Annotated in this window: 17 protein-coding genes; 8 read left to right on the top strand and 9 right to left on the bottom strand. The window is 68.3% G+C overall.

Annotated features, from left to right (window positions below; genetic code table 11):
* Positions 1-96 precede the first annotated feature (96 nt).
* On the bottom strand, positions 97-1,293 hold the full coding sequence (locus tag ACTF4R_RS20305; protein ID WP_440010319.1) for a DUF7537 family lipoprotein: 1,197 nt from the start codon (positions 1,291-1,293) through the stop codon (positions 97-99).
* A 118-nt stretch (positions 1,294-1,411) separates the two neighbouring features.
* The gene (ppsA, locus tag ACTF4R_RS20300; RefSeq protein ID WP_440010317.1) at positions 1,412-3,721 is read right to left on the bottom strand and encodes a pyruvate, water dikinase; all 2,310 of its coding nucleotides are present in this window, start codon (positions 3,719-3,721) and stop codon (positions 1,412-1,414) included.
* A gap of 150 nt (positions 3,722-3,871) precedes the next feature.
* Here ppsA and ACTF4R_RS20295 point away from each other — a divergent pair, with 150 nt between their 5' ends.
* Positions 3,872-4,219 carry a KTSC domain-containing protein gene (locus ACTF4R_RS20295; RefSeq protein ID WP_433625853.1) on the top strand — a complete coding sequence of 116 codons (348 nt, stop codon included), beginning with the start codon at positions 3,872-3,874 and terminating at the stop codon, positions 4,217-4,219.
* Positions 4,220-4,262: 43 nt separating this feature from the next.
* Here the strand turns inward: ACTF4R_RS20295 and ACTF4R_RS20290 are convergent, their stop codons facing one another.
* Positions 4,263-5,213, bottom strand: a complete 951-nt coding sequence (locus tag ACTF4R_RS20290) for a PhzF family phenazine biosynthesis protein (RefSeq protein ID WP_440010314.1) — start codon at positions 5,211-5,213, stop codon at positions 4,263-4,265.
* A gap of 98 nt (positions 5,214-5,311) precedes the next feature.
* Positions 5,312-6,649 (bottom strand): TIGR00341 family protein, encoded by a 1,338-nt coding sequence (locus ACTF4R_RS20285; RefSeq protein ID WP_440010312.1) that lies wholly within the window; start codon positions 6,647-6,649, stop codon positions 5,312-5,314.
* 154 nt (positions 6,650-6,803) lie between these two features.
* Here ACTF4R_RS20285 and engB point away from each other — a divergent pair, with 154 nt between their 5' ends.
* From engB to ACTF4R_RS20260, 5 genes are all read left to right on the top strand, one after another.
* The gene (gene engB, locus ACTF4R_RS20280; protein WP_440010310.1) at positions 6,804-7,424 is read left to right on the top strand and encodes a GTP-binding protein EngB; all 621 of its coding nucleotides are present in this window, start codon (positions 6,804-6,806) and stop codon (positions 7,422-7,424) included.
* A 120-nt stretch (positions 7,425-7,544) separates the two neighbouring features.
* Positions 7,545-8,684 (top strand): multicopper oxidase domain-containing protein, encoded by a 1,140-nt coding sequence (locus tag ACTF4R_RS20275; RefSeq protein ID WP_440010308.1) that lies wholly within the window; start codon positions 7,545-7,547, stop codon positions 8,682-8,684.
* Between the two features lie 4 nt (positions 8,685-8,688).
* Positions 8,689-9,261 (top strand): halocyanin domain-containing protein, encoded by a 573-nt coding sequence (locus ACTF4R_RS20270; RefSeq protein WP_440010305.1) that lies wholly within the window; start codon positions 8,689-8,691, stop codon positions 9,259-9,261.
* A 27-nt stretch (positions 9,262-9,288) separates the two neighbouring features.
* A complete protein-coding gene (locus ACTF4R_RS20265; RefSeq protein ID WP_440010303.1) occupies positions 9,289-9,528 on the top strand; it encodes a PRC-barrel domain containing protein in 240 nt (79 codons plus the stop codon).
* A gap of 361 nt (positions 9,529-9,889) precedes the next feature.
* Positions 9,890-10,207, top strand: a complete 318-nt coding sequence (locus ACTF4R_RS20260; RefSeq protein ID WP_433625834.1) for a hypothetical protein — start codon at positions 9,890-9,892, stop codon at positions 10,205-10,207.
* Between the two features lie 7 nt (positions 10,208-10,214).
* On the opposite strand, the gene ACTF4R_RS20255 is transcribed toward ACTF4R_RS20260, so the two are convergent.
* The 5 genes from ACTF4R_RS20255 to ACTF4R_RS20235 form a co-directional block, all read right to left on the bottom strand.
* Positions 10,215-11,114 carry a thiamine-phosphate synthase family protein gene (locus ACTF4R_RS20255; RefSeq protein ID WP_440010300.1) on the bottom strand — a complete coding sequence of 300 codons (900 nt, stop codon included), beginning with the start codon at positions 11,112-11,114 and terminating at the stop codon, positions 10,215-10,217.
* Positions 11,111-11,701, bottom strand: coding sequence for a dCTP deaminase (dcd, locus tag ACTF4R_RS20250; RefSeq protein ID WP_440010299.1), 591 nt, complete (start codon positions 11,699-11,701; stop codon positions 11,111-11,113). The genes ACTF4R_RS20255 and dcd overlap by 4 nt, the downstream gene beginning before the upstream one ends.
* A gap of 77 nt (positions 11,702-11,778) precedes the next feature.
* The gene (locus ACTF4R_RS20245) at positions 11,779-12,753 is read right to left on the bottom strand and encodes an ROK family protein (protein WP_440010442.1); all 975 of its coding nucleotides are present in this window, start codon (positions 12,751-12,753) and stop codon (positions 11,779-11,781) included.
* A 244-nt stretch (positions 12,754-12,997) separates the two neighbouring features.
* Positions 12,998-13,447: a universal stress protein gene (locus ACTF4R_RS20240; RefSeq protein ID WP_440010296.1), complete on the bottom strand. Its 450-nt coding sequence runs from the start codon at positions 13,445-13,447 to the stop codon at positions 12,998-13,000.
* Between the two features lie 93 nt (positions 13,448-13,540).
* Complete coding sequence (locus ACTF4R_RS20235) at positions 13,541-14,155, bottom strand: methyltransferase domain-containing protein (RefSeq protein WP_440010293.1); 615 nt, start codon at positions 14,153-14,155, stop codon at positions 13,541-13,543.
* 69 nt (positions 14,156-14,224) lie between these two features.
* Between ACTF4R_RS20235 and ACTF4R_RS20230 the strand changes: the two genes are divergently transcribed.
* Positions 14,225-15,106 (top strand): TIGR01548 family HAD-type hydrolase, encoded by an 882-nt coding sequence (locus ACTF4R_RS20230; RefSeq protein ID WP_440010292.1) that lies wholly within the window; start codon positions 14,225-14,227, stop codon positions 15,104-15,106.
* A gap of 25 nt (positions 15,107-15,131) precedes the next feature.
* Complete coding sequence (locus ACTF4R_RS20225) at positions 15,132-15,497, top strand: DUF7534 family protein (RefSeq protein ID WP_440010290.1); 366 nt, start codon at positions 15,132-15,134, stop codon at positions 15,495-15,497.
* Positions 15,498-15,529: the final 32 nt, after the last annotated feature.

The raw sequence follows: 15,529 nt of genomic DNA, 5'->3' as shown, positions 1-15,529 counted from the left end.
TCGCTGCTGTTCTCGGCTCTCGCGGCGACTCTCGCCGCGCCCGGCGGTCGCGTCGCCGGTCGTCACCGGACGATGCGGTCGTCGTCCCGCGGTCGGTCAGCCGTCGGCGGAAGCGGTCGCCGTCTCGGTCGTGGGGTCGTCCGAGGACGACCCGCCCTCGCTGGACTCGCCGTGGCCGACGCCGAAGCCGAGCGAGAGGACGACGTTGCCGTCCGGGTCGGTCACCGTCACGGAGTAAGACCCCTCGACGCGTTCGGCGTCGACGTCGGTCGGTCGCTCGTCGCTGATGACGGGGTCGCCGCCGTCGGCCGGGTAGTGAACGTAGCGGTCGTCGCCCGGCTTCAGCGCCGACGAGAGTTCGAACGTGCGCGTCTCGCCGTCGTGTTCGACGCGAATCGTCGACCCGGCGGGGAGTACGTCGCCGCCGCGGTGGAAGACGACGATGAAGTCCTCGTGGCTCGTCGTCACCTCGAGGTCGGCGTTCACCGACGCGGCAGCCTGGCCGGCCCAGTCGGGACGCTCGACGGTCGTCGGGCCGAGCGACGTTATCTCGAACTCCGACCGGCGGTGGCCGTCGTCGGTTTCGACCGTCCGGGTGAACTCGTGGACGCGGCCCGAGGCGTCGACGACGACCGTGGCGTCGAACGTCTCGACGTCCTGGAAGTGGCCGTCGCCGGAGTACTCGTCAGCGCGCAACGTCGTCAGCGTCCGGTCGCCGACGCGTTCGACCGTCGCGACCGAGAACTCGCCGGACGCGAGCAGCGAGCGCAGGACCGTCGCCTTCGTCACCAGACTCTCCGTCTCTCGCTGCGGTTCGTCGGTGCGCGTTTGCTTCTTGTATTGCTCTCCCTCGTTCGTCTCGTAGTGGCGGAGCACGACGGACTCGTTCGCCCACGTCGCGCTGGTCGTGATCGGTGCCTCGCCGTCGACGGTCGCCTTCGCGACGAACGACGACAGGCCGGCGGTGGCCGCGCCGTGCTGACGCACGGTGGTGGTCTCGTCGTCGTACCGTCGCTGCAGTCGGTACTCGAACTCGTAGCCCGTCCCGGCGAGGGCGTCCTCGTGGGCTGCCACGAGCGCGCTGGCGTTCTCGACGCCCGACTCGTCGACGCCCGGCGGGAGGTCGGCGTTCGCCGGGTCGAGCGTGGTCGCGGTGGTCGTTTCGGTCGCGTCGGCCGCGTCGGTCGTGTCGGTGGTCGGTGCAGTCGTCGTTCCGCCTGTGGGTCCGCCGACGCACCCTGCGACGAGCAGGCTGGTGGCGAGGAGGAGGGCGGCAAGCGGTCGCGTACTCATGTCTACGAGCACACGTATCGACTCACGGATAATAAAGGTCGCGTGACCGGACGTGGCACGTACGACGAGCCGTGACGGCCGGGTCGCGTCGTGACGGCGTGTCCCGCCGACGGCGCGGTCAGCGCACCGAGTCGAGCATCAGCTTCTGCTCGACGCGCTTGACCTCGTGCTGGACGTCGCGGACCGCGTCGATGTTCGCCGAGATGGACGAGACCCCTTCGTTGACGAGGAACTGGACCATCTCGGGCTTCGACCCGGCCTGGCCGCAGATGCTGGTGTCGATGTCGTGTTCACGACAGCACTCGATGGTCTGCCCGATGAGTTCGAGCACGGCGGGGTGGAGTTCGTCGAACCGACCGGCGACGTTCTCGTTGTTCCGGTCGACCGCGAGCGTGTACTGCGTGAGGTCGTTCGTACCGAAGCTGGCGAAGTCGATGCCAGCCTGGGCCATCTCCTCTATCTGGAGCGCGCTCGCTGGCGTCTCTATCATCACGCCCCACGTGCGCTTTTCGGGGTCGACGCCCGTCTCGGTCATCAGCCGGCGGGCCTGGTGGACGTCCTCGGCGTCGTTGACGAGCGGGAACATTATCTCGACGTTGTCGTAGCCCATGTCGTACAGCTCCCGGAACGCCTCGAGTTCGTGCTTGAACACCTCGGGCTTGTCGAGGCTGCGCCGGATGCCCCGCCAGCCCAGCATCGGGTTGTGTTCGGTCGGCTCGTTCTCGCCGCCCTCCAGTTGCTGGAACTCGTCGGTCGGCGCGTCGAGGGTGCGAACCCGCACCGGTCGGGGGTAGAACTCCTCGGCGACGCCCCGGACGCCCTCGATTATCTCGTTCACGTAGGCGTCCTCGCCGTGGTCCTCGAGGTACTTCGCGGGCGTCTTGTTGGTCGAGAGGATCATGTGCTCCATCCGGAGCAGGCCGACGCCGTCGGCACCCGTGGCGGCCGCGCGCTCCGCGGCCTCCGGGATGGAGACGTTGACCTTCACCTCGGTCGCCGTCATCGGTTTGACGGGCGTCTTCGGGCGGGCGTCCTCGATGGGTTCGCGCTCCTGTTCGGTCTCTGGCTGGCCCTCGGTGACGGTGCCCTTGTCGCCGTCGAGCGTGATGGTCATGTCGTCTTCCAGCTTGTCGGTCGCGTCCGTGGAGCCGACGACCGCCGGAACGCCGAGTTCCCTGGAGACGATGGCGGCGTGGCTGGTCATGCCGCCCTCGTCGGTGATGATGCCGTCCGCGCGCTTCATCGCGGGCACCATGTCCGGCGTCGTCATCTCGGTGACGATGATGTCGCCGTCGCCGACCTTGTCGAGCTGGTCGAGCTTGTCGACGATGCGGACCGGGCCGCTGGCGATGCCGGGACTCGCGCCGAGACCGTTCACGAGCTGACCGCCGCTTCCACCGCCACCGCCCGCGGCTTCGACCGCGCCGCTGCCGTCGGCGACGCCCTCGGTGGCGCTCTCGGCCGCGTCGGAGCCGATGTCGCCCTCGTCGATGGTGGTGATGGGTCGCGACTGGAGCATGTAGACGGTTCCGTCGACGATGGCCCACTCCACGTCCTGGGGGGTGCCGTAGTGGTCCTCGACCTCCTCGCCGAGTTCGACGAGTCGGTCGATGTCGTCCTTCGAGAGCACGCGCTCCTCGCGCCTGTCGTCGGACACCTCGCGCTCGACCGTCTCGCCGGTCTCGGAGTCTTTCACGTGCATCACCTTCTTGTCGGCGATGGTGACCTCCTCCGTCGCGCCGGAGGCGCGGTCGACGACGTAGTTGTCCGGGGAGACGGAGCCGGAGACGACCGCCTCGCCGAGCCCCCACGCCGCCTCGATGATTATCTTGTCGTCGCCCGTCGACGGGTGGCTGGTGAACATGACGCCGCTCTTCTCGGCGTCGACCATGCGCTGGACCACGACAGCGATGTCGACCTTGTCGTGCGCGAAGTCCTTCTCCTCGCGATAGTAGATGGCGCGCTGGGTGAAAAGCGACGCCCAGCAGCGCTTGACGCGGTCGATGAGGTCCTCCCCGGTGATGTTCAGGAACGTCTCCTGCTGGCCGGCGAAGGATGCGTCAGGCAGGTCCTCGGCGGTCGCAGACGAGCGCACGGCGACGAACGCCTCGCCGTCGTCCAGGTTATCGTACGCCTCCAGGATGCCCGCCCGCATGTCCTCGGGGATGTCCGTCCCGAGGATGAGCTCCTCGGCGCGCTCCTCGGCCTCCGCAAGCGCGGCGGAGTCCTCGGTGTCCACGGAGACGGCCTCGAACAACTCGTCCTCGATGCCGGTCTCCTCGATGAACTCGCGGTAAGTTCCGGCGGTGACGACGAACCCCGGCGGCACCGGCAGGTCGGCCCCGGTGAGTTCACCGAGCGACGCGCCCTTGCCGCCCACCAGTTCGAGGTCGTCTGCGCTGATCTCGTCCAGCCAGAGTACAACCATGTGCGTACGAGTGGACACACGAAGATAGATAAAGAACCTTCCGACCAGTCACGACGGTCAAATTAACTCGCAACCGAGTATTTTCTCAACCCGCCTCCCGCCGGCCGGTAAGCCGATGGTTTGACGCCGGTCGCCGTCGTGGAACCGCCGATGAAAGCCAACGTTTCCGGCGGCGAACAGGTCGAATGCCACGATTTCGAGGAGGGACAGCACGGCGTCGTCCTCCGCGACCACGAGGGGGCCACGGTGGGGTACGTTCCCTACGGGAATCTGGAGTACGTCGCCCGGACCAGGACGCCCGTCGCCTCGTCCAACCTGGCCAGCGTCGGCTACGAACCGGAGGAGGAGGTCCTGGAGATAGCGTTCCGGAGCGGCGGCGTCTACCGGTACTTCGACGTGCCCGACGACGTCTACCGGGACCTGCTGAGCGCGCGCTCCCACGGGTCGTACTTCCACGAGAACGTCCGCGACCAGTACGAGTACCGCCGCATTCGGTAGCGACCCGGACGCCCGGCCGTCGACGCCGCCGACGCGTCCGCGGTCAGGCTTCCAGGATGTCGTCGCCGTCGTCCGCTTCGGGGACGACCAGGCTCCCCTCCAGCGCGGTGACCGCTCGGCCGCCGACCCGAACGTCGTCGCCGACGCGCACGCGGACGTGACCCGGACGGTCCACGAAGTGTCCCTGCTCGAAGCGCATCTCCTCCGGAACGCTCCCGCTGTCACCGGTCGCGTCGTCCGGGGCGGCCTGTGCCTCGGGCTCGTCGAAGGCGTCGAATCGCCGCAGGTACGCACCGGTCGCGCCGCTGGCGGTGCCGGTCACGGGGTCCTCGGGGACGCCGGCGAGGGGCGCGAACATCCGGCCGTGGAGCGTCGAGTCTCCGTCCAGGGCGTCGAAGCTGAACGCGTAGACGCCGACCGCGTCCACCGATTCGCAGAGCGCCTCGACCGCAGCCATGTCGGGGTCGGCGTTCCCGAGGTGTTCGAGGAAGTTCACGGGGACGACGAGGAAGGGGAGGCCAGTCGAGGCGACGGCCAGCGGCAGGTCCGCGCCGACGTCGCGTAGCGCCGCGGGGTCGATGCCGAGCGCGTCGCCGACGCTGTCGTAGTCGACGTCCACGCGCTCGACAGTGGGGTCGTCCTGTGTCATCCAGACGGTGCCGTCCTCGGCCACGTCGACGTCGAGCACGCCGACGTTCGTCTCCAGCGAGTGGGTTCCCGGTTCGATTTCGCCGTCTTCGAGCAGGCGGACGTGCGACGCGATGGTCGCGTGACCGCAGAGGTCCACTTCCGTCGTCGGCGTGAAGTACCGGACCCGGCGGTCGGCGTCGTCGCTCTCGACGAAGAACGCGGTCTCGCTGACCGACAGTTCGCGGGCGACCGCCTGCATCTGCGCCCCGGTCAGGTCGTCTGCGTCCGGGACCACGCCCGCTGCGTTGCCGGCGAGCGGTTCGTCGGTGAAGGCGTCAACGAGGAGGGTGCGTACCGTCTCCATGCCCGGAACGTCACAGGGTAGGTGGTTCAATCCTCCGCTCGCCCGTCCCCACGCTGCCGAGGTCGACCCCCCGTCGGGTCGTGGTGGGCCCGACGCGGTTAGCTCGCCCGGTCGGTCTCGATGTAGCGGAGTTCGACGGTCACGTCCGCGTCGGTCCTCCGTTCGATGTTCCGTTCGATCCGATCCGCGAGGCGCGGGTAGCGGCCGTCGGACGGTACGCCGACGGTGACGATCACCCGGTCGGGTTCGTGGAACAGCGTGCTCGTGGGCAACATCCCGTTGCCGAACATCGACCCCTGGCGGTAGTTCACCTCGATCCCGATCTTCTGGACGTCCTCGTAGGGCGCCTCGCCGAGCGTGTCGCCGACTGTATCGTCCGCGTTGTGCTCGAACTGGGCGTCCTGGTACGTCGAGTAGGTCACGGCGCCGAGGAACACCGAGAGGAGGGAGATGGCGAGGACCAGTACGCCGATGCGCTTGACCATCTCCCGCCGGGAGCGCTCCATCTTGAACCAGCTCTTGGGCTGGTAGCCCATGTACCGGAGCGTGAGGATGGCGGCGAGATTTATCGAGAGGACGTTGACCAGCACGAGAACGCCGGAACTGAGAGCGACGGACGGGTTCAGCCACGCGATGCCGATGCCGACCGCGGCGGCGGGCGGGATGAGCGCCGCCGCGATCATGACGCCCACCAGCGCGACCGAGACGCCGGTCGCGAGGCTGAAGACGCCCGCTACGCCCGCCCCGAGCGCGACGATGAGCGAGAGGAAGTCGGGGGTCAACCGCCCGCTTATCTGGCCGATGGTCGCGATGTCCGTGTTCGGCGGGAAGAGGTACAGTCTCCTGACGGCGAACGCGAACACGGTCGCGCTGAGGATGGAGACGACCCCGCCGATGGCCTGGAGTTTCACCCCGCGACGGAACAGGTCGTCCTCGTCGAGGACGGTCCCGACGCCGGTCGAGAGCGCGGGACCGACCAGCGGCGCGATCACCATCGACCCGACGACCACCGCCGGCGAGTCGAGCAACAGCCCCGCCGCGGCGACGACGGAGCTGATTATCGTCATGGTGATGAACGTCCAGAAGCGGGGCGACAGCTCGCGCGCCCGGATGAGTATCTCCTCCCGGGCGATGCGGGTGATGCTGCTGTCGGTCTCGAACCGTTCGGTGAGTTCCTGGAAGCGCCGCGAGGTGTCGACCTCGGCGTCGATGATGACCACGTGGGCGTCCTCGCTCAGGCCCGAACTGTGCAGTTCGTCGATCACCGGCTGAACCGCACCCTGTGGCAGTGGGAACGTTGCAACGGCCGTGTGTTTGCGGTCGCCTGCCGGTCCGCTGGTCGCGTCCGTCAGGTAGTAGTCGATCTCCATCTTCTCCAGCGTCTCGACTACCGTCTCCCGCTCACCGGCCGGAATCGTGACCTCTACGTGACGCACAGTCTTCGCTTCGAGCGCGCAGGACGAAATAACCGCTGGCATCGCATCGAGTGCGAGAGGCGACGTTCGCTCGGCCGTGGGGGTCTGGTCCACCTGCTTGCGGGAGCGTTCGTGCAACCGCGGAGGTTAAGCCCCGAGAGGCGAAAGGGCGGATATGTTCGAGGGTCGTCCGGACCGCGATGCGGAGGTCGTGTTCGTCGGTCGTTCGAACGTCGGCAAGTCGACGCTGATGCGCGAGTTGACCGGCCACCAGTTCGAGACGGGCGGCAAGCCGGGGGTCACCCGGTCGCCGAACTTCTACGACTGGGCCGGTGACGACTTCGTGCTCACCGACCTGCCCGGCTTCGGGTTCATGTCCGGCGTCTCCGAGGAGCGCCGCGAGCAGATCAAGACCGACGTGGTACAGTACATCGAGAAACACGCCGACAATATCCTCGTGGGCGTGCTGGTCGTCGACGGCAAGAGCGTCGTCGACATCATCGACCGCCACTCCGGCGGCGACGAGGTCCCCCACGACGTGGAAATGTTCCATTTCCTCCGGGACGTGGGCGTTCCGACCGTCGTCGCGGTGAACAAGATGGACAAGGTCGACGACCGCGACGAGCGCCTGAACGACCTCTGTGACCGCCTCGGACTGTATCCGCCGTGGAAGCAGTGGCGAGACACCGTCGCGCCGATCAGCGCGAAACGTGGCAATATCGACACGCTCCAGGAGGCGGTGAAGACACACCTGCACGACCAGAAGCGCGACGACCTGCTGCAGTACTTCTCGTGAACCTCCGGAGAACGTCGTTCTACGAACATGTTCGAGCCGTTCCCAGCAACTGAGAACGCATCTCAATGCGCGAGAACGGGCGTTCCGTCTTATACTTCCTCTATTCCAAGCAGTACGTGTATGACTCAAATTGGAGCACCCGGATCCGGTATCTCGCGACGCGACTTCGTCAAGGCGACCGGCGCGACGGGCGTCGTGGCCGCCGCTGGCTGTACCGCACCGTCCCAGCCGGAACAGCGCGACCAGCAGGCGACGAACAAGGGCGCTGCGGCGAAACTGCCGAAGACGAGCGCCCCACAAGTCGTCGACCTCGACGAGCAGAACCACGAGGTGACGATGAGCGCCGTCCCGGCCCGCCACGAGGTACACCCCCTCGACACGATGGGGGGTCCGGTCAACCTGCCGAAGACGTGGGCGTTCCAGGCGGACGACAGGGAGCCGAGCGTCCCGGGACCCATCCTCCGGACGACCGAGGGCAACGACCTGAAGATAACGCTCGACAACTCGGGCATGGACAACCCGCACACGCTGCACTTCCACGGCGTCCGGAAGACGTGGAAGAACGACGGCGTCCCGACGACGACCGGCGTCACGGTAAAACCGGGCGAGAAACACACCTACACGATCCCGGCGAACGTCCCCGGCACTCACCTCTATCACTGCCACTACCAGACCCCGATGCACATGGAGATGGGGATGTACGGCATCCTCCGCGTCGACCCGGAGGGGTACGAGGAGGCCGACAAGGAGTACTTCGCGACGGTACGAGAGTGGGACTCCAGTCTCTCGCGGATGTACGCCGGCAAGAACAGCAGCTTCGACCTGCGAAAGCGCAACCCGGACGTGTTCACCGTCAACGGCAAGAGCGCGCCGCGCACGCTCCACCCCGAGGACGGCACGCCGTTCATCGTCGAGAAGGGCGACACCGTTCGCATCCACTTCGTCAACGCCGGGTTCATGTCGCACCCGCTGCACACGCACAACCACCGGTTCAAAATCGTCGAGAAGGACGGCGCCGACTACCCGGAGGCGATGCAGTTCCCCCAGGACGTGGTGAGCGTCTCGCCCGCCGAGCGGTACACGCTGGAGTTCGAGGCGGACGCCGACCCCGGCATCTACCTGATGCACTGTCACAAGGTCGACCACGTCCGCAACGGGGCCAGCTATCCGGGCGGGATGCTGTCGGCCATCGTCTACAAGGAAGCGATGAACTCGGACATCTTCGGACAACTGATGGAGTACGCGGGCTACGAGGGGTGATTCGATGACCGAAATAGACCGCAGAACGTTCGTCCGCGGGGCGGTCGGAGCCGCCGCGCTGGCGTCGGCCCCGGCCGCCGCGAACGCAGCGCCGGACGTCGTCGACGAGACGGGAAAGAGCGAAGTGACCGTGAAGGTGGGCGTCCAGGGCAACGGCGGACCGTACGCGTTCGGCCCCGAAGCCGTTCGCGTCGACCCCGGAACCACCGTGCGGTGGAAGTGGACCGGCGAGGGGATGCACAACGTCGTCGCCGAGGACGGGAGCTTCGAGAGCGAGATGTTCGGCGAAGCCGGCGCGACGTTCGAACACACCTTCGAGGAGACGGGAACGACGGAGTACGTCTGCTCACCCCACGAGTCGATGGGGATGACGGGGGTCGTGTTCGTCGGCGAGGAGGCCGGCGTCGCGTCCGCCGACGGCGGCGGCGGCGCCTCGATGGGGCCGGGCGAACTGGCGGTTGGCGGTAGCTTCGTCGCCGCGCTCCTGTCGCCGCTGGCGTTCGCGGCGTTCCTGTTCGCTCGCGGCCGCGACGAGGGTGCGACCGCGCCGGAGACGCCCGGTCGGCCACAGCCCTGAAACCCGCCGCGACCCTCCTTCGACCCGATGACAGTGGCACTCTCGGAAGAAGACGAAGGGAAGAGAGTCGTCGACGCCGACGGGACCGAGGTGGGCGTGGTCGCCGACGTCCAGCACGGTACCGCGCACGTCGAGGCCGACGAGGACAGGGCCGAGGAGATGAAGACCCGCTTCGACGCGGGAGAGTACGGCGAGAACACGTACGCGCTCCAGGACGACGACGTCGCCAGCGTCGACGACGACCGCCTCGTCCTCGCCGCCGACTGAGACCCCCCGGGGACGTTTTTCGCCCGGCCGACGGGGTCCGCGACGGCGTCCGTCGCTCGAACCGGCCAGCGCCGCCGCTCGCCGTCGGCACCGAAAGAATACCTCGTGTACCCCTACCCGAGGTAAGTAAACCGACACACTGACAAAGTATATACTTTGTGCATGACGAATCCGCCGTGGTCGGGAAGTTGACACGTGTGCGAGGTCGCCGACGCCAGTCCGAAGTCGAGGACGCCCGGGACCACCGACGGCGGGCGAAGGCGAGTCGTCTCTCGCTCTCGGCCGCAAATTCAGGGGGCCTCGTAAGGGGGATGAAGATGCAGGCAGGAGACACTGGCCCCGAAGCGGTCTTTTCGAACGTATGTCCGCACTCGAAACCGCCGACTTCCCCGACGGATGGGAGCGCTCGCCGGACCGCGGCCGGGAAATCGCCATGGAGCGACGGGACGGACGGATGACGGTGCGCGCGATATGGTCTGCGCTGACCGGCGGCGACGGGGACTGGAACCTGCAGTTCGAACACGGCGTCGAGAACGGCTACTCCGCCGCTCGCCCGGTCGGGCAGGTCCGGACGCGGAAGGCGGCCGTCGCCGAACTCGTCTCGCTGGCCGAGACGGCCGAGGCGCAACTCGACGAGGGGTCGTCGCCGGACGAGGTCGTCCGGGCGTTCCGGAACTGACGACGCCCTACGCCAGTTTCCGCGCGACGCGGGCGGCGTCCGCCGCGCTGTCGCTGAGGACGTACGTGATGGGCTCGATGCCGTACCCGCCTGTGTGGTACAGCACGGTCGCGTCCGACGTCTCCGACAGTGCCTCGCCGACGACCGACGCGACGTCGTCGTACTCGGCGTCGAACTCCGCGGTGACGTGGCCGAGTTCCTCGAGGCGCTCGATGAGGTCCGGGTCGTAGCGCAGGTTCAGCGCCGCGCGGGCGTCGCTACCGTGCTCCCGGGCCGCCAGCAGGACGGAGGCGACGTGTTCGCTCGCGCCGAACTCCGGTTCGGCCGGGATGGTCGCCCGGCCCTTCACGTCGAAGATGCGCCCCGGGATGCCGGCGACGTCGTCGATGCCGTCGGCGTCCGGCAGGCACTCACAGAGGTTCGCCCCGACGGCCGGGATGAGCGCGGCGAACCCGCTCGTGTTCTCGACGATACGGATGGCCCGGCGCATCGACGTGAGCACGCGCTCGGTCGACCGAAGTTCGTCGTCGGGGTCGTGGACGTCGAAGTCGCCGCCGTACCCCTCCAGCGCCGGCATCGCCTCCTCGTGCAACTGCGCGATGAGGTCGTGGTCCTCCAGTCGCCGGACGAGGACCTCGACCTCGACGAGCGCCTGCACCTGACTCATGCTGCCCGTCGCGAGGCCTTCGCCGATCTCCTCGACGAGGCGCTGGACGCGTTCGTCGTCGCGGACGCGGTCGTTCTGTGCCACCTCGCCGTGCGCGTACTTCGAGACGGCGCTCTGGCTCACGCCGAGCGCGTCCGCCACCTCGCTCTGGGTCAGGCCGCGTTCGCGCAGGTCGGCGGCGAGCATCGACCGGAAGGTGGGGAGGAACTCCTCGACGACGACCTCCTCGGCGAACTTCACGTCTGGTCACCACCGAACTCCTCGTCGCCGCCGATGCGGGATGCCTGTGGCCCCTCCTGGTCCTGGTACTTCGACCCGCGCTCGCTGCCGTAGGGTCGGTCGGACGGCGTCTTCAGCTCCGTGAAGATGAGCTGTGAGATGCGCGTGCCGGGCGTCAGCGCCACCGGCGCGGTTCCGAGGTTCGACAGTTCGAGCGTTATCTGGCCGCAGTACCCCGGGTCGACGACGCCCGCCGTCGCGTGGATGACCACTGCGAGGCGACCGAACGACGACCGCCCCTCGACGTGTGCGAGCAGGTCCGGCGGAATCTCGACGCGCTCTTTCGTCGTCCCGAGGACGAAGTCGCCGGGGTGCAGGATGAACTCCTCGCCCTCCGGCACCGTCGTCTCCGTGACGTAGTTCTCGACCTCCTGCTCGCTGTCCGGGTGGATGCAGGGGATGTTCGCGTGCTGGAACTCGAGGAACTGCTCGCCGAGTCGCAGGTCGACGCTCGCCGGCTGAATCTGTAGTGCGGGGTCGTCGAGCGGGTCGACGACGAGGTCGCCCTCCTCGAGGCGACGAAGGATGTCCGCGTCCGAGAGTATCATGTGCTGAGGTTCGGCCCGGGGCGGGTAAATATCTCGGTGTCCGCCGACGGTCGGCGTCCGCGAAGCGGCGGCCGCCCTCAGCGACGCATCCGGGTCCGGTCGCCGGTTCCGTCGGTGAGCGCGCTCGCGATGGCTCCCTTCAGCACCACTTCGTCGCCGAGCGAGGTCAGCTGCACCTCCGGAACGTTGTTGAACACGTACTCGTCGACGCGCTCGGCGATGGGGTCGACGACGAGTTCCTCGTTGTTCAGCGCCACCGCGCCGCCGACGTGGACGACGATGGGAGCGTACGCCTGGGCGATGTTCGTCACGCCGAGCGTGTTCCAGTGCGCGAGTTGCTCGACGACGTGGTCGGCGAACGCGTCCATGCCCGCGTAGTCGAACACGTCCTTCGCGGAGAAGTCGGGGTCTTCGACCGGGAGTGCGGTGTCCACGTCGGCGTCCTCGTACAGCATCTCGGCGTACTCGGGGATGTTGTTGCCCGAGCAGTACGCCTCCCAGTGGCCGTCGCGGCCGCAGCCGCAGGTGCGCCGGCCCTGCGGGTCGACTATCATGTGGCCGACTTCGCCCGCGTTGCCGTCCCAGCCCGAGAGGACCTCGCCGTCGACGGTGACGCCCGCGCCGATGCCGCTGGAGATGGTGACGTACACCATGTCGTCGGGGTTGCGGTCGCTGTGGAACCGCTCGCCGATGACGCCCGCGTTGGTGTCGTTGTGGAGGAACACCCGGTCGCTGTGGATGAGTTGTTCGACGGGTCCCGTCAGCGGGATGCGGTCGATGCTGTCGGGGAGGTTCGCCGGATTGTCGACCGCACCCTCGGCCAGGTCGAGGGGACCGATGCTACCGATACCAGCTGTCAGGACCGCCGACGGGTCGACGCTCGCAGAGGAACAGGCCGAGCGAAGGCAGTCGAGGACCGCCTCGGTGACCGCGATGCCGGTCGGCCCCTGCGGCGTCGGTCGTTCGTGGGCGGCGATGACCGTTCCCTCGTCGTCGGCGACTGCCGCCCTGACGTTCGTCGCGCCGAGGTCGACGCCCGCGTAGTAGCCCATTTGCTTCCAAAGAGGGCCGTCGTCCCACTTAACTACAAGCATTTACTCGCCAGCGAGTACCGGAGTTTTCCGCACTCTGAACCGTTCACTCCCCGGATACTGTCCGCGGGGAGACTGGTCCATCCGGTCGAATCGGGTTCCCGGAGCGACGCTCGTCCCTCGGGACGATACGCCGTCGGCTCCCCGGACGACGGACGGTCCGTTCGAAAGAAGGGAGTATCTTCGGAGCCGCGTCGTCCGGCGGTCAGTCCGACCTGACGAACGTCACGGGACAGGGCGCCGAGAGCATGACCTCCTGGGCGGTGCTCCCGAAGACCGCCTTCCCGGTCGGCGAACGCTTGCGCCCGCCGACGAAGACGCTGTCGGCGGTGACGTCTTCCGCGAGGTCGACGATGGTCTCGCCGTGCTGGCCGATGGCTCCCCGGATGGCGTATCCGACCTCCTCCTCGTCGAGGGAGTCGGCGAGCGACCGGATGGTCGCGTGCCGGGCCGCCACCTCGTCGGGGTTCGGCGTCCCCGACGGGTCGTAGTCGAGTCGCCCGACGACCTCGTCGAACTCGTCTTCGGTGAACACGTGTGCGAGCACGACCGTCGCGCCGGTCGGCCCGGCGACGTCCGCGACGGCCGAAGCGAGCTTGTCGGTTCTCTCCGCGTCGCCCGGTCCTACGGCGAGCAGGATAGTCTCTATCGCCATGTTAGCATCTCTCCATCCAGAATTAAAAACTTAGGGAGTTCACTCGAACTCGAAATAACAGGGTTTCTGTCACGACTGTCGTCGTCTCTTACGCTACTCGTCGGCTGGCTTCCGAGCGACCAGCGTCTCGGCGGCGTGGCGGTGCGGTTCGCCGCCGGACTCGTCGTCGAAGACGAGCGCGTCCTCGGCCAGCAGTTCCCAGTCGTCGTAGTACGACCGGAGCTCTCCCCGCCGGTAGAAGTGTTCCTCCTCGCCCCAGTCGGGCGCGGGCGGGATATCGGGGTGGTCGACGAACGCGAACAGGACGTGGACGCCGCCGGGCGTCGTCGCCTCCTCGAACTGGTCGAACCGCGCCGCGCGGTTCTCGGGCCGGAGGTACTGGAGCGTCCCGATGGAGTAGACGGCGTCGACCGGCGGCAGGGAGAGGTCGTTCACGTCCGCCTGCCGCGTCTCTATCTCCACGTCGCGCTCGTCGGCCAGTCGCTCGGCCTTCGCCAGCCCGTTCGGCGCGACGTCGACCGCGAGCACGTCGCATCCTCGCTCGGCGAGGTAGACGGCGTCCCGGCCCTCGCCGGCACCCACGTCGACGACCCGGGGACGGTCGCGGTCGGGCGCGAACGCCACCACCTGCTCGGCCAGTTCGTTCGGCTCCGTGCCCCAGTAGTACTCCTCGCGACCGTACACCCGCTGGAGTTCGTCGTACTGCATGGCTCCGCGTTCCCGGCGGGGGACAATAAATCCGGCAGACCCTTGTCGGTCGGCCGCAAGCGCACGACCATGGAAGCCGACGCTGTCGTGCTGGACGTGGACGGCGTGCTCGTGGACGTGGCCGACTCCTACCGCCGAGCCATCGTCGACTCCGTCGAGCGCGTCTACGGCGACACCGTCCCGAAGGCCGACGTGCAGTCGTTCAAGGACGCCGGCGGATTCAACAACGACTGGGAGCTCACGTACGCCGCGGCGCTGTACGTCCTCGCGCGCCGGGAGGGCCTCGACTGCTCCGTCGGGGCGTTCACCGACCGCATCGCCGAGCGCGGCGGCGGCCTCGACGCGGCCGAGGCGGTCGTCGACGACGCGCTCGCCGACGCCGCCGTCGAGCGCGTCCGCGACGCCTGGGACCCCGAGCGCCTGCGCGACGTGTTCCAGCGACTCTACCTCGGCCCGAACCTGTACGCCGACATCGAGGGCGGTGACCCGGCCGCGCTCGACGGACCGGACGAGGGGTACATCGACGACGAACCCGTGCTGGTCGCCGCCGAGACGGTCGAGACGCTCACCGCGGGCTACCCCGTCGGCGTCGTCACCGGCCGCCCCGCGGCGGAGGCGGACATCGCGCTGGAGCGGGCCGGTCTCTCCGTCCCCGACGACCGCCGGTTCACGATGGACGACTGGGAGGAGGGCAAACCCCACCCGAAAGCGCTGACGACGCTCGCCGAACGGTTCGACGCCGACGCGGTCGTCTTCGTCGGCGACACGCTGGACGACGTCGAGACGGCGGTCAACGCCGCCGAGGCCGACCCCGACCGCGACTACTACGGCGTCGGCGTGCTGACCGGCGGCCTCACCGGCGCGGAGGGTCGCCGGAAGTACGAGGACGCGGGCGCGGCCGCCGTCGTCGACTCTGTGAACGACCTGCCGGAACTGCTGGGAGAAGATTGACGGCCCGGCGGGAGAACGTTCGAACGTGGTCTCACTCCAGCGAATCGCCTCGACCCTCCTGGTCGGCGTCACGCTCGCGTTCGTGCTCGGGGCGACGCTCACGCCGCCGGACCCGTACTCGCAACTGCTGTTCGTCGGGCCGGCGCTGCTCTTCACGCTCCCCGCGGCCTACGTCGTCGCCGGGCGGACTCCCGGCCTCCGCCGGCACGTCCTGTTCCTGCTCGCGGCCGCCGCCGCCCTCTGGGTCAGCCTCCTCGTCCTCGACGGCCTCGGCGTGACGGGACTCGTCGAGACCGTCCTGCGCGTCGGACTGCTCGCCGCCGCCCTCCTGCTGGCGGCGTGGGTCGCGTACGTCCCGGACGCCGAGATTCCGGGCCCCGACTCCGGGTAGTCGGGAGACGGCCGGGAGCGATTTGCCGAGTC

This window comes from Halomicrococcus pelagicus, assembly GCF_051917725.1.
In the GTDB taxonomy this organism is placed as follows: Archaea; Halobacteriota; Halobacteria; order Halobacteriales; family Haladaptataceae; genus Halomicrococcus.
Note: the sequence above shows the minus strand (reverse complement) of the source record. Positions and strands in the feature narration are given on the sequence as shown.